This is a genomic window from Bacillus cereus group sp. Sample62 (assembly GCF_036851315.1).
Taxonomy (GTDB): domain Bacteria; phylum Bacillota; class Bacilli; order Bacillales; family Bacillaceae_G; genus Bacillus_A; species Bacillus_A wiedmannii.
In genome coordinates this window covers 3,270,208-3,288,064 of the sequence record NZ_JAFLPK010000001.1, presented here as the reverse complement: position 1 = coordinate 3,288,064, position 17,857 = coordinate 3,270,208, and the positions used below count along the sequence as shown (strand labels likewise).

The following is a 17,857-nucleotide window of genomic DNA, read 5'->3' as shown; positions in this document are numbered from 1 at the left end:
GGTTATAATGATTACACCTATATTTAGAATTTTTGATGTTGAAAAAGCAAAGCTATTTTACATAGATTTTTTAGGGTTTAAAATGGATTGGGAACATCGGTATGAGGAACATATGCCATTATATATACAAATTTCGTTACATGATGCTGTCATACACTTATCAGAACACCATGGGGATGCTTCGCCAGGCGGTGCGATTCGTGTGAAAATGGAGGATTTAAAAAGTTATTATGCTATTTTATCAAGTAAGGATTATGCTTATTCAAAACCTGATATAGAGAGCACACCGTGGGATACAATGGAATTAACTGTGATTGATACGTTTTCAAATAGAATTATATTTTATGAGGAAAAATTGTAGAAATGGAAGGGATTCATATACAAGTTTTCCTAAATTGAGTAGTGTAATTACGTGTTGAATGAATGGAATGAAGAGTAGTTCATAAAGTAGTGAACTGCTCTTTTTCATTTTGTTAAACAGATTGAATTATTGAAAAATAAATCGTATGATAAAACATATGAACAAATGAGCATATGTTCATATGAAATGAGAAGGAGGAAAAGGATGTTAGATGCAATTATCGTCGGGGCGGGTCAAGCTGGATTAACAATGGGATATTACTTGAAGCAAGAAGGCTATAATTTTTTACTACTTGAGGCAGGAAACAGAGTTGGTGATTCATGGAGAAACAGATATGATTCTTTACAGCTCTTCACACCGAGGGAACATAGTAACTTACCAGGTATGATAGTAAAAGGAGAAGGAAAGGGATTTCCATGTAAAGATGAAATGGCAACATATTTAGAAGAATATGCAAGGCGTTTTAAATTACCCGTCCAATTGCAAACCGAAGTTTTAAAAATAAAGAAAGAAAAAGAGATATTCGAATTACATACTCCTACAGAAATTTTACAAGCAAAAAAGGTTGTTATCGCAACAGGTGGTTTTCAGCAACCGTACATCCCCTCATTTTCACAACATCTTTCATCACATATCTTTCAAATACATTCATCACAATATAAATCACCATCACAAATTCCTAAGAGAAAAGTACTAGTAGTAGGTGGCGGGAATTCAGGAATGCAAATCGCAGTAGAACTTGCAAAAACTCATGAAGTTACAATGTCTATCGGTCATCCTTTAACATTTTTACCGTTACATCTTTTTAGGAAAAGCATTTTTAATTGGCTAGAAAAATTGGGTTTATTGTACGCCGAAGTAAATACTAAGAGGGGAAAATGGTTTCAGAAGAGAAAGGATCCTATTTTTGGTTTTGAAGGGAAAGAACTTATTCGTAATGGAGCAATTAAACTAGAGGAAAAAGTGGTTAGTGCATCTGAAAATAATATTATGTTTCAAAATGGTGGCAAGTATAGTGCAGAAAGCATTATATGGTCAACTGGTTTTATTCAGAACTATAAATGGATGGAACTAGAAAAGGCAGTGAATGAGAAAGGATTTCCTAATCATGTAAAGGGAATAAGTCCTGTAAGAGGATTATATTATATCGGTTTGCCGGGGCAATCTCAAAGGGGTTCTGCACTTATTTGTGGTGTAGGAAAGGATGCAGCGTATTTGCTTTCTGAAATCAAAAAAATAGATCAGTAGCAACAACTACTGATCATCCATATGTACATGAATTAGGAGAGGTCAAACATTTATTAACTTTATTATAATAGATTTTCATGATAATAAAAACTGAAAATTCTAATTTTATGTTGAGAAAGTTTTTTGTATCGAAATATATAAAAGAATAGGGACTTTTAGTAAAAGGAAATATGATATTTATATTTTAATAAATTGTGATATAGTTTATAAATAATAGATTACCTAAAATGTTATTTTATTACATAGTAATCACGTTTTTGATTAATGAAGGAGGAAATGATTGTGAAGTTTGATGATCAACGCCTACTAGGAGTACGATTAGGTTCTATACTTGTAACAGAGGAAAATCAATATTTAGTAGTAAAGAAAAAAGATCATTATGCATTATTAAATATACATAATTTAGAATGCACACATGTTGAAGTGCAGCTAGAACATATTGAAGAAATGTTGCAGGAAGATTTCCAAGAAAGTATAACGGAGATTATTGCGCCAGAACATATAAAAATTGTTGCGAAAAATGTAATATAAATAAAGAAGCTGGAAGGAACAGCTTCTTTATTTTCATTATAAGGATAATGTTTTTAAAATGTCACCAATAATCCCTTCCATTTGATGAACACCTAAGTCAGCATTCGTCATAATAACAGCACCATTACCTCGGTATGGATAGCATACCATCATACATTGAAATCCAACGCCCCATCCAAGTGAATATATTTGTAAGTCTTCGTTAGAATCATCTAGAAAAATACCTAACCCAGTCCATTTTGAGCAACCTTGAGGAGAAATCATGTCTTGTACTGTTTTTTGAGAAAGTTTTAGCTTGCCCTGTCCTTGCAAGGAATGAATGATTTCAATAACTAAAGTTGATAAGTCTGTTGGTGTTGTCCAAATACCTGAAGAAGCTGCGAATGGATAAAATGGATACTTCTCATTTGTAACAGTACCATCTTTATTATGCCCACAAGCAAAGGCCACCATTTTATTTATATCTACAGTAGAGAATACTGTACTATTCTTTAGCTGGAGTGGCTGAAAGATATACTCTTCAAGTAAAAGGTTGAATGGTTTTCCAGTTATATCTTCAAGTAGTAGTTCAATAATACAAAAGTTTGCATCAGAGTAGTGAAATTCGCTTTCTGGTTTATAAGTCGCTTCAATCGGTACTGGACAATATGATGTTTTGCCGGCAAGGAGTTCAGACAAGTTTGGTCGTCCTTGTGCAAGTGTATAATGTTCAAAACTATTAGGAGGGTCAATAATTCCAGATTGGTGACTTAATAAATTTCGCAACGTGACTTTTTTCTGTGAGGTAAATAGATTGGTAGGTATGTTCCAAGATGTGAGTCTATCATTTACGTCTTCATCTAAATGCACGATTTCTTGATCTGTTAACGTTAGTACGAGCATTGCAGTGATGAATTTACTAATTGAACAAGAATTGAATATGGAATCCGTAGTGACAGTTCTAGTTGTTCCAGATTCAAGCGTTCCGAAAGTAGCGACTTCGTCTAGGGTGCCGTCACGTATAACGGCAAGACTTAAACCTGCAACGGAATATTGGCTCATTTGCTCATATATATTATTACTTTGTAAGTTCATAGTGACTCCTTTCGTTGAAAAGACAGAATATTAGTTCTATTATACAGCAGTAAATAGATAGAATGAGAGAAAAAGAAAAAACTTCATCTTTTATCGATGAAGTTTTTTAGTTAATTCGAAGTGAATGCTTTAAAAAATTTATCTCGGTACATGTACATTAACCATGAGGCTGTTAGTAAGGAAATAATACTTTGTTTGTTTTGAATTGGCGCATTGAAAACAAGCCAGCCAACGATATCAAATAATAAATGTAGTGCAATTGAAAGAACTACAAATTGTAGTAATGTCTTAAAAAATCTTTTCATGAAGTGCCTCCTAAAATAAAAGGTTTTATCAACAGTGTTGTATATTACTATTATACATTAAATGTGTTTCATGGTAAAATTTACATAAGTTAGTGAAATAAAACAAATGAAAGCTAATGAGGAGGAATAGTCATGGAATTTTGGATGATCATACCGATAGCGGTCTTTGGGTTTATTTATATCGTTGAAAAATTAAATAGAATCGAAAAGAAAACGGATGCACGTTTAAAGAGGATGGAAGATAGATTACAGTTAATTTCGAAAGAAATGGGAATTGTAGATAGAGAACCTGAAATTAATAAGGAGTTGCGTCAGCTTATGGAAGAAGGAAAAACAGTTACAGCAGTTAAGAGAGTAAGAGAAGCTTTTGGTTTTTCCTTATTAGAAGCGAAGCAATATGTTGATAAATTATAAAAAAGATCATCCATTTGGGTGATCTTTTTTATTAATGGTATGAAAAATATGTAAGAAAAGATGGAACAAACTGTTAAGATGAATTGTCTAATATAGGTAATAACTATTTCGTTTGAAAGAAAGGGTGGAGAAAATGAAAAATACATTATTAAAATTAGGGGTATGTGTTAGTTTACTAGGAACAACTCAATTTGTTAGTACAATTTCTTCTGTACAAGCAGAACGAACGGTAGAGCAAAAAGTAATAAAAAATGAGACAGGAACTATTTCAATTTCTCAGTTAAACAAAAATGTATGGGTTCATACGGAGTTAGGTTATTTTAACGGAGAAGCAGTTCCTTCGAATGGTCTAGTTCTTACTACTTCTAAAGGGTTAGTGCTTGTCGATTCTTCTTGGGATGATAAGTTAACGAAGGAATTAATAGAGATGGTAGAGAAGAAATTTAAGAAGCGCGTAACGGATGTTATTATTACACATGCGCACGCTGATCGAATTGGCGGAATAAAAACGTTGAAAGAAAGAGGCATTAAAGCGCATAGTACGGCATTGACTGCAGAACTAGCAAAGAAAAATGGATATGAGGAACCACTTGCAGACTTACAAACCATTACGAAATTAAAGTTTGGAAATATGAAAGTAGAAACGTTCTATCCAGGGAAAGGACATACAGAAGATAATATTGTCGTATGGTTACCGCAATATAACATTTTAGCTGGAGGTTGTTTAGTGAAATCTGCGGAAGCTAAAGATTTAGGAAACGTTGCTGATGCCTATGTAAATGAATGGTCCACATCAATTGAAAATGTGCTGAAACGATATGGAAATATAAATGCAGTAGTGCCTGGTCATGGAGAAGTAGGGGACAGAGGATTACTTTTACATACATTGGATTTGTTGAAATAAGAAACTGTTGGAATATAAAAGCGAGGAGAAACAATTTTCTCCTCGCTTTCTTCTAGCTATATTTAAATGCGAAGCCATCAATTATGCCTGCATACGTTACTGAGATTTTAATTCCAAGTATACAAATACCAGTACCGTCATAATTGCTATAACAACGTAAGTAATATCGAGCATTATAAGTGTTTTTAAAGTTTCAGTCATCCTAATTCACCCCTGGTATGAAAATATAACATAATCTCTTATCAATCAGATCAGAGATTATAAAGATAACAATGTACATGAAATTTCTTAAGTAGATTCTATATAAATATATCATATAAATAATGTAAACATTGTAAAGATAGTGTAAATGTATTGTAAATAAAGTGATTTTTCATAAAATCTTTAATCAAAAAATTGATAGTTCTTCAAAATGAAAAAACGCTATTCTTTCAGTTGAATATGTGATTTAGCAATAGTTTAGATATTTGAAAACCTGAACAATATGATTATGTAATGTTTTTGGTGTCAATAATATGAACTGTCACAAATTTATACTTAGTATTGTGATTGATATCACATCCTTTTTTCCTAATGGGCGTTATGATTGATTTGTAAGGAATGATTGGGAGAGGGTGGGATGATAATGTTTTGTTATCAATGTGAACAAACGCCAACAGGTGGATGTAAAGTGATGGGTGTTTGCGGTAAAAATGAAACAATTGCAAGTTTACAAGATACGATTGTGTTTGGGCTAAAAGGAATTGCAGCTTATCGTACGCATGCTGCTCAGCTAGGGTATACTGATGCATTTGTAGATGCTACAACGCAAGAAGCATTGTATATGACATTAACAAATTCTAACTTTAATGAACAAGAACATATTGATATGGCTATGAAAGTAGGGAAATCGGCTTTACGAGTAATGGAGTTGTTAGATGAGGCACATACGAATCACTTTGGTGTTCCAGAGCCTGTTCAAATTACGCAAAACCATGTAGAAGGTAAAGCAATTGTAGTTACTGGTCATAATTTATTTGCGTTAGAAGAATTATTAAAACAAACAGCAGGAAAAGAAATTAATATTTATACGCATTCTGAAATGTTACCAGCACACGGTTATCCGCAGTTGAAAAAATATAAACATTTAAAAGGAAACATCGGTAAGGCATGGTATGATCAACGACGTCTTTTTGAAAAATTTACAGGTGCAATATTAGCGACAACGAACTGTGTTATGCCAATTAAAGGGTCATACTCTGATCGATTCTTTTCATATGATATTGCAGGTTTAGAGGGTGTACAAAAAATTGAAAATGATGATTTTGCACCATTGATTCAAAAAGCGCTAGAACTTCCAGAAGTACATATGGAGTCGGATGAGCAGTTAGTAACAGGGTTTCATCATAATACAGTATTATCATTAGCTCCGGAAATTATTAATGCAGTAAAAGAAGGAAAGATTAAGCGTTTCTTTGTCATCGCAGGTTGTGATGCTCCGGGAAAAGGCGGAGAATATTATCGTGAATTAGCAACGTCGCTTCCACCAGAAACGGTTATTTTAACAACTTCTTGCGGGAAATTCCGTTTTAATGATGTAAGTTATGGTGTTGTACCTGGTACGGAGATTCCGCGTTACATTGATTTAGGACAATGCAATAATTCAATTTCTACAGTGAAAATAGCGGCCGCTTTAGCAGATGCTTTCCAATGTGAAGTGAATGAATTGCCAGTAAGTATTGTCTTATCATGGTTTGAACAAAAAGCGGTTGCCATTTTACTTGGGCTATTTAGTCTTGGTATTCAAGATATTCGCATCGGTCCAAAGGCGCCTGAATTTATTTCACCTGGCGTGCTTGATGTATTACAAGAAACATTCGGTTTGAAACTGATTACAACTGCAGCGGAAGATATGGATATGATGTTATCGTAACAAAAGGATGATCTGTCTTATTAAGAAGAAGAGCTAACCTATAGCACCCCAAAACAAAAACGTAGAATATTTGTTTTGGGGTATTTTCTTTTCTTGGCCGGATAGGTATAGGTATGTGGCGAAATTTCTTTAAAAAGAAAATGGGCTGTAACTGATAGGTAATAGTTGATTTTAGAAAAATATAAAAATCGTGTTGACATTTACAACTACTCAGTCATACAATGTAGAAGTAATAGGTGATACTTAGTAGTGTTGTTTTTCAAAATGTTTTCAGTAAACAAGAGGTAATAGCGGATTTTAGAAAAAATTTGAAAATCAGTTGACATCTATAGCTACTTAGTCATACAATGTAGTTGTAATAAGTAATACTGAATAGTGTGGTTTTACTCAAAAGCTATTCAGTAAAAATTCGCCTTAGTACTCTGTGATACTGAATATAAGTCAGACAGAATAGGGGGTAAAGGAGGATCAGGACATGGAAAATTTAACTGAAATGCTAAAAGGTTCACTGGAAGGGTGTGTGCTGGAAATCATTAGTCGCCGTGAAACGTATGGCTATGAGATTACCCGCCACCTGAATGATCTTGGGTTTACCGAAGTTGTGGAAGGGACGGTTTATACTATCCTCGTACGATTAGAAAAGAAAAAGCTTGTAAATATTGAAAAGAAGCCATCAGATATGGGGCCGCCTCGTAAGTTTTATTCATTAAATGAGGATGGTCGTCAGGAGCTTGAACTGTTTTGGAAAAAATGGGATTTTGTATCTTCAAAAATTAACGTCTTGAAGTCAAACTAGCCTCATAATATAAAATGTTCCGGCTCATATTTGGAGAGTTTCTTGTTCTGCTTTAAAAAAAGGAGGAAAATAAGATGTTGGAAATGTTTAAAAAATTAATCGGTGATAAAAAAGAGTACAAAATGATGATGGCACGTGTTGGAGCACTGCCAGAGGATTATCAGTTTGTGTTTAAGAAAATTCAAAACTACATGTGGAATTTCTCAGCGGGTAATGGGATGGATATGCTGCACATACAGTATGAATTAATCGATTTGTTTGAAGCTGGTGCAGCGGAAGGCAGACAAGTGCTTGACATTACTGGGGAAGACGTAGCATCTTTTGCTGATGAACTTGTGGCAAATGCGAAAACGTACGTCTCCAAGTATCGTGAAGATTTGAATGAAAGCATTATGAAGAAATTGAGAAAAAAATAAGTGGAATAAGTCATACCGACTGATTAGCTGGTTACAAATGTGAAATGCCGCCATCGCTATTCAGTTATATTTTTAAACCACTACTAAGTAATACAGATTATCAGTGATACTAAATAGAGGGTATAGGTAATTTATTTTATAAGGGGGAAAAAGTATGAGTAATGCAGCGATTTCTGTAAAAGGGATAAAAAAATCTTTTAAAGACAAAGAAGTCTTAAAGGGAGTGGATTTTGATGTGCAGCGTGGCGAAATTTTCGCGCTGCTAGGCTCAAATGGAGCGGGAAAGACGACAACGGTCAATATCCTTTCGACACTAATGAAACAAGATGATGGTGAAGCATGTATTTGCGGGTTTGATATTCAGCGTCAACCAGATCATGTTCGGCAAAGCATCAGTTTGACAGGGCAGTTCGCAGCTTTAGACGGCATGCTTACTGGGAGGGAAAACTTGATAATGATCGCCAAGTTACGTGGTGTTTCCAATCCAGCTCAAGTTGCTGATAATCTACTTGCAAGATTTAGCCTGACTGATGCGGCCAACCAGAGGGCAGACCAGTATTCAGGCGGGATGAAGCGCCGACTTGATATCGCGATGAGTTTGATCGGGGCGCCAGCAGTTATTTTTCTAGACGAACCAACGACTGGACTTGATCCGGAAGCGCGGATCGAAGTGTGGGATACTGTCAAGGAACTTGCCGGCAGCGGCACAACGATCTTGCTCACGACTCAGTACTTGGAGGAAGCAGAACAACTGGCGGACCATATCGCTATTTTGCATGGCGGAAAAATCATTACGACAGGTACTCTTACAGAACTGAAAGAGATGTTCCCACCAGCTAAGGTGGAGTATATCGAGAAGCAGCCGACATTGGAAGAAATTTTCCTTGCGATTATCGGTAAAAAGGGGGAAATGTAAATGAAAAGCAAAACAGGGGTATTACTAGGACGCTTAATGCGCAATATTATGCGTAGTCCAGATACAATTATTACTGTAGCGATTACACCGATTATGATGATGTTATTGTTTGTTTACGTATTTGGCGGGGCTATAAAGACAGGAACGGATAACTACGTCAATTATTTATTGCCGGGAATTTTGCTAATGGCCATCGCATCCGGTGTGGCTTACACTTCTGTGCGATTATTTACGGATATAAAGAGTGGGCTGATGGCACGCTTCATTACGATGCCTATTAAGCGCTCATCGATATTGTGGGCTCACGTTTTAACCTCTCTTGTTGCTAATGTACTTACTATCGTGGTTGTCATGCTTGTTGCGCTCTTAATGGGCTTTCGTTCTAGTGCTAATATTCTAGATTGGCTTGCAGTAGCTGGAATACTGGGGATGTTTACGTTGGCACTAACATGGCTAGCTATCATTCCAGGGCTGACAGCGAAGTCTATGGAAGGGGCGACAGCATACTCGTACCCACTCGTTTTTCTTCCATTTATTAGTTCGGCATTCGTACCTACCGAAACGATGCCAAAAATTATTCGTGCGTTTGCAGAAAATCAGCCTGTAACTTCAATCGTGAATGCGATTCGTGCTCTTTTATATGAAGGTACTGTTGGCAACGATATATGGATTGCACTCATTTGGTGCGTAGGCATCATGATCATCTCTTACTTTTTCGCTAGTAAAGCATTTAAACGTCAGTTAGGGTAAGAATTGAGGTAACTGACCCTCCTGGAATAATATATATGTTTAGAAAAGCACGGAAGATTTTCCGTGCTTTTATTATTTGTTACGCACTCATGGTAGAAAATATGGACAACTGGTAACGAAGTGAACTCAATATTTTTAGTTTAACGGATTATCGCTCAAGGGCAATATAAGGATAGTCGCTCTTGTAAATCGTTTAATACTTCTTCAGGCATTTCCCTGATTGTAATATCCTTCCCTAGGAAAAGCAGCCAATTTGCTATCTCTGTCACTTCATCGGGATTGTTAACATCGATAAAAGTTTTTAAAATGGCTGTGGATTGGTAAGGGTTTGTATAAGAAATTGAAATTTTTAAAGGATGGTATTTTTTGTACTGGGCAATCGCTTTTGGACCAAGTTCAAGTACAAGGTTAATTGCTTCATCCTTCTTATTGAGTTTTTCTAAAATCTGTTTCTTATTTAACCTCTTTTTCGTCGTGTACGGTTTGATATTGATGAGGTCATCGACAGGAAACATCATCTTCTGTTCTTCTATTAAGTCAAACCCTTCAATGATCCAATGGCTTTTTTCTTGATAAAGGTGTAATAGATATATTGGATAAGACTTGATTTCTTCTTCTTTGACAGTAATCAATAAATGTCTATCCAAAAGAAGGCTTTGGATGAGTTTTTCTAATATAGGGTGGGGTAGGTCAGAAAGCTCAAGTAGATCGGGATTATGTGGGTTAGTCCCTTCAAAAAGCAAGAGTTGATTTAAAAGAACGAGGTCATCTTGCTGGGTTTCTGAGATGAGTCCTAGTAGTTTTTCGGCTAAAGATTGGCGACTCTTTAGATAGGGAAGTTGTTGATTTCTTGTAGCCATAAAGGCAATAAAAAGAGCTTTGACTTCGTTATCAGTAAAGCGAACAACGGGCAGGATAGAGTTATGCATGACAAAATATCCCCCAGTCCTCCCGACTTCAGCGACAAGTGGCATGCCCATAGCTTCAATTTCTCTAATGTCTCTAATTGCTGTTGATCGTGATATGTTAAATTCTCGTATGATTTCAGTAATTGTAAAGTGGGAGCGATTGTTGATATACCGCATAATTGTATTAATCCGTTCAACTTTTTTCATTGGAGTCTCCTAAACAGTATCATTTTTTGACATGATTTAAAGATATTATAAACTCATCAGATGAAAAGATAAATCGTTTGATTCATTTTAAAAAAGGAAGGTATTGAATATGAAAAATTATACGATTGAAGAAAAAGATAGCTTTATTGTGTTAGGTATTGGAACTGAAATTAAGAGTGACTATACAGACTTTGCTGGAATAAATAAAGAAAAGGAAGACTTTTGGTCAGCTGTTAAAGAAGATGGAAGGTTGGACACTTTAAAAGCTCTAGCTACAAACGAATACATTTTTTCTGTGAGCGAAGCGGTGAATAATAAGATGATGTATTATGCTGGTGTCATGACAGAAGCACAAATAGAAGAAGAATCTAGAGTGATTCAGTTTCCGAAGGGAGAATACTTAGTAGTGAAAGGGGAAGACAAAACGGCTGAAGAGCTAAGTAATAAGCTGACTGGCATCGCCTTCGGTCAAGCATTACGAGAAGCAACGGATGTTGCTTATGTTGGTGGGCCAAATACAACAGTTGAGATGGGGCAAAGAGACGGCTTAGTATTTGGTGAAATGTGGATCCCGGTTGTTAGGAAGTAAAGTGATAAAAGGTACGAATATGGAAAGTAGAGGCTAACAATATTAAATTGTTGGCCTTTTTGACATAAATAAATTATTCATATGCTGCTACACATTATGTTCTGGTAAAACGGAATGAAAGGAAATTTTTGTAAGGGGTGGCAGGGTGAATAAAAAAAGGATATTTGAGCTATTCATAGTAGCGTTTGTTTTTCTATTCCTTCATGTAAGCACATATACCAATGGAAAATTTAACGATAAATTGGGTTCCCTTACTTTCGTTGTTCTATTTCTTATCGTTTATATTAACGCTATATTTATAGAAAGGTATTTTGATGATATACAAAAGTGGGTTCGAAATATCACAATTTGTTTTGCTTTGTTAGTAGTTGCTTTAGTATCGCTATGGATAGGTTATTTTTAAATCTCTCTTTAAGAGAAGGACAAGTATGTGATTACCATACATTCCATCCGATCATATTCCTTAGCTGCATCGGCTTATATTAATCTTTTCTCTCCTTAATCATGATAAAATGTACAATAGGAAATTTTATGTAACATAAAGGGGGAAGGGTTATGGTTAGCTTTAGTACTTTGTTAGCTTTTGCAATTGTTTCGCTTAGCATGGTTTGTTCACCAGGGCCTAATATGATTTATCTCATTTCTCGTTCCATTACGCAAGGGCGTATGGCAGGATTTATTTCTCTCTTGGGCATTATGCTCGGATTTGTAATTTATATAATCGCAACAATGTTCGGACTTACAGTTTTATTCCTTGCAGTACCTGCTGTCTACGAAGCAGTCAAGTGGGCAGGTGCTGCTTACTTGCTTTGGCTCGCCTGGAATTCGATAAAACCGGGTGCTACATCTATTATGGAACCTCGTACTATGTCTAATGAGCCACCACGAAAATTATTTCTGATGGGACTTATGACTAATCTTCTAAATCCAAAGATTGCTATTTTGTATGTGTCACTTTTACCTCAATTTGAAAATCCTGAAAAGGGATCGTTGCTTCTACAAGGTGCAATTTTAGGCCTTACGCAAATCACTGTTAGTTTTATAGTCAACCTTCTAATTGTGTTTACAGCAAGTAAAATTGCTACATGGTTTGGCGCACGCCCAACGTGGTTACGAGTGCAACGTTGGCTTATGGCAAGTGTCTTAACGGGTCTTGCTATACGTCTTGCTTTTGAACGTCGACAGTAATGTTATCTAAAAAATTAAAATTTTTTATTTTAGGGGTAGGATGAAAAGGGGGGAGGTATGTGAAAAATATGCAATGATGAATAAAATTCCTACTTACTAGCGATGATATGGTTTTCATAGAAATATACAAACAAACTATGTAAAAAAACAGATTGATTGTATGCATAATATACAGCGTTAAAAAGCTACATTTGCTAAAAACTAATACCCCTCTCATAAACAGTAAATACTTTTTATGAGGGGGGTATCCAATTTAAGTCTATAAAAAAGCAATGCAAGTTCTCACTTATTTAGAATAAGAGAAAAGATGATGTTTTATTTGTTCGATAAAATAATGATGGTGTATATTATCGTTAGATACTCGACTTGCCATAATAGCGCCCTCCATTGAAGAGGCAAGAAAAGAAGCGAGCGATATAATGTCTATATCTTCTTTAAGTTCTTGTTTCTCTATTCCTTCTTTTATGAGAGAAGCCATTAACATTACTGTATCATCATAGCCTTTTGCTGCTGCTTTTTGTAATTCTGGAAATACTCCAGTACTTTCAATTGCGCTATTAAGCAATGGACAGCCTCCAGCAATAGGGGGGTTATTAGCTGCATCTTGATATACAAGAAAAATTGCAAGGATTTTATCAATTGCTGTCTTTTTATTTTCCATTGCTTTATGAAAATGCCTCCAAATAATCTCACCACTTTTATCGTAGGCAGCAAGGACAATTTCTTCTTTATTTTTGAATCTACGATAAATAGATCCTTTAGGTAGTTCAGTAGCTGTCATTATATCCTGGATAGATGTGCGAGTTATTCCATTGGTATTAAATAAATATAAAGATGTTTCAATAATCTTTTCTTTTACCTTATCAACATTAGTCATGCTTTGTAATCCTCCTAATAAAAACGAGCTTAATATTTCAGGTAATGTTTACCCTCTATTTTCTTGATTTTTTTGTAAGTATAAATAAGTTTGGAGCAAAAATATCTTATCAATCCCTATCTTATGGAAACCTCAAACGATACAGTTTGAAAAGAGGTTAATCAAATTGTATTATCAGTATTATTCGAGTGAATTTTCTGTCGAAAACAACGTGACCAATTGTTTAATTGAGTCACTTTATACAAATAATTTTAACTGAAATCGTACAAGGTGTAAAAATATATAGTTAATTTTAACGTATAGACATATGAGTAGTATATATAATTTTAATTAATATGTTTAGCTAAAATGTTTGAACTACTCCCACTTTCACTTTGTTTAATTAGGATATCTTGCGGTTAAAAGCCGTATCAATTCATACTATAAAAGATTAATCGTTAATAATGAATGAGTACTGAAATTTGATTGTAAATAAGAAACTGAGATATAAATTCATTTGCTTTTTTCCGTTTTGATTGTGTTAATAATTTGTAAAGGGGGTTTAAAAAATTAGAAACTTATAGTATCATTAGATTTCGAACCGAACCGTCCGGTCTGTAATTTTATATAAATATATTTAGAAGGAGTATGTTATGCAGAAAGAAAATTCAAAGATTCTAGGTAATTTAATTATGGAGGTAATAAAGTGAACTTTATTAAAATGAATACAAAAGAACTTATTATGCTAATAGTTTATACAATGTTTGCACTACTTCAAATTGGCTTGTTCATATTATTTGGCATATCACTTTTAACTAACAGCAATTTAGTTGAATCAGAATTTGCTCTTAGTGCCATCGGTTTGACTGTACCTGCTATTGTGGGAATAATTTTCTTTAGGAAAGAAATTATTGAAAGTTTTACTTATTTTAAAGAGAAGACAATTTTGAAAATAGTAAGTATTCCTATGGTGGTTTTATTTACGGTAATTGTAGAACAGGCTGTTATGCGTTTTCTAGCAACTGGTCAACCAGAGAACCAAGAACAGCTCCTTGAAACGGGCACGGAGGTACCTCTTATATTTACATTGCTTGTATTTGGTATTCTGGGTCCAATACTTGAAGAAATTGTGTTTCGTTATATTTTAATAAATCGCTTTTCTCATTATGTTGGTACTGTTATTGCATCTATCATTTCGATTATAATTTTTACACTTCTTCATACGAACCAGCTTTCGGATATTGCTATCTATTTACCAGGATCGGTAATACTTACTATTGCTTATCTGATTTCTAAAAGATCCCTTGCATATGTTATGGCGATACATGTGTTAAACAATTGCCTTGGTTTCATTCTGTAAGAAATTAAACTTAGCTCTGTTACGAAGTTGAAAACTAGATACAGATATTGATAAATGAGGAGTACAATTTAGACAGTGATTTATGATTCATGTAATTCCTTGTACTTCAAAAAACCACAGTTTTGGTGTGAACTGTGGTTTTTTTATATAGGGGCCCAACATATCGCCATCAAGCTAAGCTCAGACAACGTCAATTTTTGTTTTGTTAGCTTAATAGCCATGTGGAAAGAGCCCTATTACATTTAAAATAATATGTCCATATTGTTTTAAGTACTTTTTTTATAATATAACCATATTATAAAAAGGAGGGGGAGATGAATGCCTAAAATAGTTGATCAAATACAAAGGAAGAATGAGATAGCCACCGCTACTTGGCGTGTAATATTAGAAAAAGGTATCGATAAAGCTTCCATACAGCAAATCGCTGATGAAGCGAATATGTCGGTTGGCCTTGTTCAGCATCATTTTTCGTCTAAAAATGCATTAATTTACTATGCAATGAATTTAGTATTGAATCGAATGGAAGAACGGGCGAAAACTCGTACAAGTGAATTTAAGGGAACGAAAGAAGAAGCACTTAGAAGGTTAATGAAATTTATTATTCCTTCTAATAAAGAAGAAATGTTGGAAGGTAAGGTTTGGATTACATTTCTAGGGATATCTTTTAGTTCCCCGAAACTTATTGAACTTCGGAAGAAAATGGATAATCATACGAGATACCTTATGGGAATCATTCTAGATTTAATGGAGGATCTAGGCTATGTCACACAAGGTTACAATAGAGATTATGAATTAGAAATACTGTATGGATTTATCGATGGACTAGTAATCCATGTTCTTCAAAAGCCAGAATTGTATCCAGAAGAAAAAGTAAATCAACTTATTGAGTATTATTTAATAGAAAAAAAGAAGGATTGATCGCATGAATAAAGTTTTCATTATTATTCTTGTAGTCGTTATTGTATTGATTATTAGGCAGCTTATCCCTAAGAAAGTAGATAGCTTTGATCTACTCGGTATACCAATCATGGCTATAATTAGAACTTATATCGGTCTTCCAAATAGATTGGATTTTATAATAACAAATGAATTAATTAGCTTGCTTATATTAGGAGCGATAGTTGGTTATTGGCAAGCTAAGAGGGTGAAAGTTTTTCATCATAACAATCAATTATGTAGTGTTGGAGGCTATTCGTATATTATCGGATGGATTATTATGCTTTTGGGAAGGATTGTTATTTTATTGTTGTTCAACCTTAATTCTCTCGTATCAACATTTCATGCGGGACAGGAACAGTTTACGAGTGAAGTAATTAAAGTTCTTTCGCACGCTGGAGATTGGTTAATATGGTCTACTATTCTTGCATCTTCCATCATGTATACTGTCACCTTATATAAGGATCACACGGATATCAAGAAATTAATACATGATCGTTTTAAAGAAATAAAACAACGAATAAAATATTAATTTAACTAATTGTTGTTATATGGGCCATTGCCACATGCCCATCAACTTAAGAAAACAAATTAGCCCCAAAACGAAAAAATGAGCTTTTTTGTTACAAATTAGCACAAAATCTCGTTCTGGGGATAGCTGTATTTTCTTAGCTTAATAGCGATAATACAAAATGATTACAACAGTATTAACAGGGCACTCTTTTAAGTACAGAAGATTATTAACAGGTGGAGAAAATGTTGAAGATGTACAGACAGATAAACATAGTCCATATGAACAAAATGAATTGCAGCAAACTCTAGAAAAGTACGATTCGAAGAAATTTGAGTTATAAAAAGAAAATAGATAAATATAGTGAAAATAGATAAATTGACAAGAGAAAAGCACTTTGTGTATATCACAGGTGCTTTTTATTTTCATTTTGATATAGGGCTTGAATTAAATTTTTACAATAAAATATATACGGTAAAAAGGGGGGAGTTCATTGCACAAAGTTATTTATGGAATATTAATTTTAATTTATACTTTGTATTCATTTTTTGTAAGTGAAGTAAGGTTTATTATACTGTTAACTATAGTACTTATCTTTTCTGTGGTTTTAGAAAAAGGAAATGCAAACAAAACGACTGATTAAAGGTCGTTTTGTTTGCATTTTTTTAATTGGATATTAAAGTCCAGATGTTTTAGGGATAGCACCGAATCGCCATCAAGCTTAAAGAACGATTTATCCCCAAACAATAAATACGAACAACATGCATAAAATTTTCGTTCTGGAGGTGGTATGAGATTTTGATTTGATGGAGATTTGACGCTACCCCTATAAAGGTATAGTTTTCGTACTTTCATATACAATCATGTCACTTAAGTAATGTGAGCGTCGCTGCTATTACATTGTCGACAAATGAACGTTGGGGACGAGATTTCATCATAACCGTTAGACCGATTAACGCTACAATCAGTGCCTGTGCCAAAGACTTTGCATCTGTGTTGACTTCCAGCTCACCTGATTGGATACCTCGTTCGATCGTCTCCTGAAAAATGACGGCTAGGTACATTTGATGTTCTCTGGTCAAAATTTCAAATCTCTCATCATGAGGTGCTAATTCAACCATTGTATTGATACAAAAACAACCTTTACTAAGATCCCCTGCGTATTCTTCATTGACGACATCGGCAAAGAAAATAGAAAATGCCTCTTTTACAGAGGAGTGACTTTGAAGCCTATTTCGTATATCAGAGGCCCGAGACATTGTATACCTGCGAAGTGCGGCTTCAAACAATTCTTTCTTATCTCCAAAAGTCGAATAAATACTAGGGCGTTGAATGCCCATTCTAGAAGTAAGATCACTTAATGAGGTAGCCTCATATCCCTTCTCCCAAAATAACTGCATTGCTGCATCTAAAACTTGATCCTCATCAAATTCACGGGTTCTTGCCATTAAGAATTCTCCTCCTCAAACTTTGATTTTATTAATTGTTTTAGGAAAGGTGTGTAGGTAATTACAATTGTTGTTTTTATTACCAAACAGTATGTAATTATTATATAATTAGCCATTCTTCCTGTCAAATCAAGCTCCATTCATTTAATAAAATATTAACTTTAGTGCAAAAAATCGTTGACATCATGAATAAGGCTAAGTTATATTTACCAATAACATATCGTACC

Annotated in this window: 22 protein-coding genes; 17 read left to right on the top strand and 5 right to left on the bottom strand. The window is 34.5% G+C overall.

Annotated features, from left to right (window positions below; all coding sequences use genetic code 11):
* Positions 1-7: 7 nt before the first annotated feature.
* The 3 genes from J0835_RS16710 to J0835_RS16700 all read left to right on the top strand — a co-directional run bounded on the left by J0835_RS16710 (position 8) and on the right by J0835_RS16700 (position 2,140).
* Positions 8-361 carry a glyoxalase superfamily protein gene (locus tag J0835_RS16710; protein ID WP_087981373.1) on the top strand — a complete coding sequence of 118 codons (354 nt, stop codon included), beginning with the start codon at positions 8-10 and terminating at the stop codon, positions 359-361.
* 204 nt (positions 362-565) lie between these two features.
* Entirely contained in the window at positions 566-1,609 is a 1,044-nt protein-coding gene (locus J0835_RS16705; protein WP_087981372.1) for a flavin-containing monooxygenase, read from the top strand.
* Between the two features lie 282 nt (positions 1,610-1,891).
* On the top strand, positions 1,892-2,140 hold the full coding sequence (locus J0835_RS16700; protein ID WP_000666939.1) for a hypothetical protein: 249 nt from the start codon (positions 1,892-1,894) through the stop codon (positions 2,138-2,140).
* A 36-nt stretch (positions 2,141-2,176) separates the two neighbouring features.
* On the opposite strand, the gene J0835_RS16695 is transcribed toward J0835_RS16700, so the two are convergent.
* Positions 2,177-3,214: a serine hydrolase domain-containing protein gene (locus tag J0835_RS16695; protein ID WP_087981371.1), complete on the bottom strand. Its 1,038-nt coding sequence runs from the start codon at positions 3,212-3,214 to the stop codon at positions 2,177-2,179.
* Between the two features lie 110 nt (positions 3,215-3,324).
* Positions 3,325-3,519: a hypothetical protein gene (locus J0835_RS16690; protein ID WP_087981370.1), complete on the bottom strand. Its 195-nt coding sequence runs from the start codon at positions 3,517-3,519 to the stop codon at positions 3,325-3,327.
* A 132-nt stretch (positions 3,520-3,651) separates the two neighbouring features.
* On the opposite strand from J0835_RS16690, the gene J0835_RS16685 reads away from it, so the two are divergent.
* The 7 genes from J0835_RS16685 to J0835_RS16655 all read left to right on the top strand — a co-directional run bounded on the left by J0835_RS16685 (position 3,652) and on the right by J0835_RS16655 (position 9,627).
* Positions 3,652-3,933: a hypothetical protein gene (locus J0835_RS16685; protein ID WP_048560080.1), complete on the top strand. Its 282-nt coding sequence runs from the start codon at positions 3,652-3,654 to the stop codon at positions 3,931-3,933.
* A gap of 133 nt (positions 3,934-4,066) precedes the next feature.
* A complete protein-coding gene (bla2, locus tag J0835_RS16680) occupies positions 4,067-4,837 on the top strand; it encodes a BcII family subclass B1 metallo-beta-lactamase (RefSeq protein ID WP_087981369.1) in 771 nt (256 codons plus the stop codon).
* A gap of 625 nt (positions 4,838-5,462) precedes the next feature.
* Entirely contained in the window at positions 5,463-6,749 is a 1,287-nt protein-coding gene (hcp, locus tag J0835_RS16675) for a hydroxylamine reductase (RefSeq protein WP_087981368.1), read from the top strand.
* Positions 6,750-7,224: 475 nt separating this feature from the next.
* Positions 7,225-7,545, top strand: coding sequence for a PadR family transcriptional regulator (locus J0835_RS16670; RefSeq protein ID WP_000429486.1), 321 nt, complete (start codon positions 7,225-7,227; stop codon positions 7,543-7,545).
* Positions 7,546-7,619: 74 nt separating this feature from the next.
* On the top strand, positions 7,620-7,961 hold the full coding sequence (locus tag J0835_RS16665; protein ID WP_000891990.1) for a DUF1048 domain-containing protein: 342 nt from the start codon (positions 7,620-7,622) through the stop codon (positions 7,959-7,961).
* A gap of 154 nt (positions 7,962-8,115) precedes the next feature.
* Positions 8,116-8,877: an ABC transporter ATP-binding protein gene (locus J0835_RS16660; RefSeq protein WP_087981367.1), complete on the top strand. Its 762-nt coding sequence runs from the start codon at positions 8,116-8,118 to the stop codon at positions 8,875-8,877.
* Positions 8,878-9,627, top strand: a complete 750-nt coding sequence (locus J0835_RS16655) for an ABC transporter permease (RefSeq protein ID WP_087981366.1) — start codon at positions 8,878-8,880, stop codon at positions 9,625-9,627.
* A gap of 155 nt (positions 9,628-9,782) precedes the next feature.
* Here the strand turns inward: J0835_RS16655 and J0835_RS16650 are convergent, their stop codons facing one another.
* Positions 9,783-10,742: a helix-turn-helix transcriptional regulator gene (locus J0835_RS16650; RefSeq protein ID WP_087981365.1), complete on the bottom strand. Its 960-nt coding sequence runs from the start codon at positions 10,740-10,742 to the stop codon at positions 9,783-9,785.
* 109 nt (positions 10,743-10,851) lie between these two features.
* Here J0835_RS16650 and J0835_RS16645 point away from each other — a divergent pair, with 109 nt between their 5' ends.
* The 3 genes from J0835_RS16645 to J0835_RS16635 all read left to right on the top strand — a co-directional run bounded on the left by J0835_RS16645 (position 10,852) and on the right by J0835_RS16635 (position 12,519).
* On the top strand, positions 10,852-11,331 hold the full coding sequence (locus J0835_RS16645) for a GyrI-like domain-containing protein (protein WP_087981364.1): 480 nt from the start codon (positions 10,852-10,854) through the stop codon (positions 11,329-11,331).
* Between the two features lie 145 nt (positions 11,332-11,476).
* On the top strand, positions 11,477-11,734 hold the full coding sequence (locus J0835_RS16640; protein ID WP_087981363.1) for a DUF3963 domain-containing protein: 258 nt from the start codon (positions 11,477-11,479) through the stop codon (positions 11,732-11,734).
* 152 nt (positions 11,735-11,886) lie between these two features.
* Positions 11,887-12,519, top strand: coding sequence for a LysE family translocator (locus J0835_RS16635; protein WP_064057410.1), 633 nt, complete (start codon positions 11,887-11,889; stop codon positions 12,517-12,519).
* Between the two features lie 286 nt (positions 12,520-12,805).
* On the opposite strand, the gene J0835_RS16630 is transcribed toward J0835_RS16635, so the two are convergent.
* On the bottom strand, positions 12,806-13,396 hold the full coding sequence (locus J0835_RS16630; RefSeq protein WP_087981362.1) for a TetR/AcrR family transcriptional regulator: 591 nt from the start codon (positions 13,394-13,396) through the stop codon (positions 12,806-12,808).
* 685 nt (positions 13,397-14,081) lie between these two features.
* On the opposite strand from J0835_RS16630, the gene J0835_RS16625 reads away from it, so the two are divergent.
* The 4 genes from J0835_RS16625 to J0835_RS16610 all read left to right on the top strand — a co-directional run bounded on the left by J0835_RS16625 (position 14,082) and on the right by J0835_RS16610 (position 16,525).
* Positions 14,082-14,735, top strand: a complete 654-nt coding sequence (locus tag J0835_RS16625) for a CPBP family intramembrane glutamic endopeptidase (RefSeq protein WP_087981361.1) — start codon at positions 14,082-14,084, stop codon at positions 14,733-14,735.
* 318 nt (positions 14,736-15,053) lie between these two features.
* Positions 15,054-15,653 (top strand): TetR/AcrR family transcriptional regulator, encoded by a 600-nt coding sequence (locus J0835_RS16620; protein ID WP_087981360.1) that lies wholly within the window; start codon positions 15,054-15,056, stop codon positions 15,651-15,653.
* Positions 15,654-15,657: 4 nt separating this feature from the next.
* A complete protein-coding gene (locus J0835_RS16615) occupies positions 15,658-16,203 on the top strand; it encodes a hypothetical protein (protein WP_087981359.1) in 546 nt (181 codons plus the stop codon).
* 160 nt (positions 16,204-16,363) lie between these two features.
* Positions 16,364-16,525, top strand: coding sequence for a hypothetical protein (locus tag J0835_RS16610; protein WP_172805434.1), 162 nt, complete (start codon positions 16,364-16,366; stop codon positions 16,523-16,525).
* 523 nt (positions 16,526-17,048) lie between these two features.
* Here the strand turns inward: J0835_RS16610 and J0835_RS16605 are convergent.
* Positions 17,049-17,630: a TetR/AcrR family transcriptional regulator gene (locus J0835_RS16605; RefSeq protein ID WP_000124675.1), complete on the bottom strand. Its 582-nt coding sequence runs from the start codon at positions 17,628-17,630 to the stop codon at positions 17,049-17,051.
* Positions 17,631-17,857: the final 227 nt, after the last annotated feature.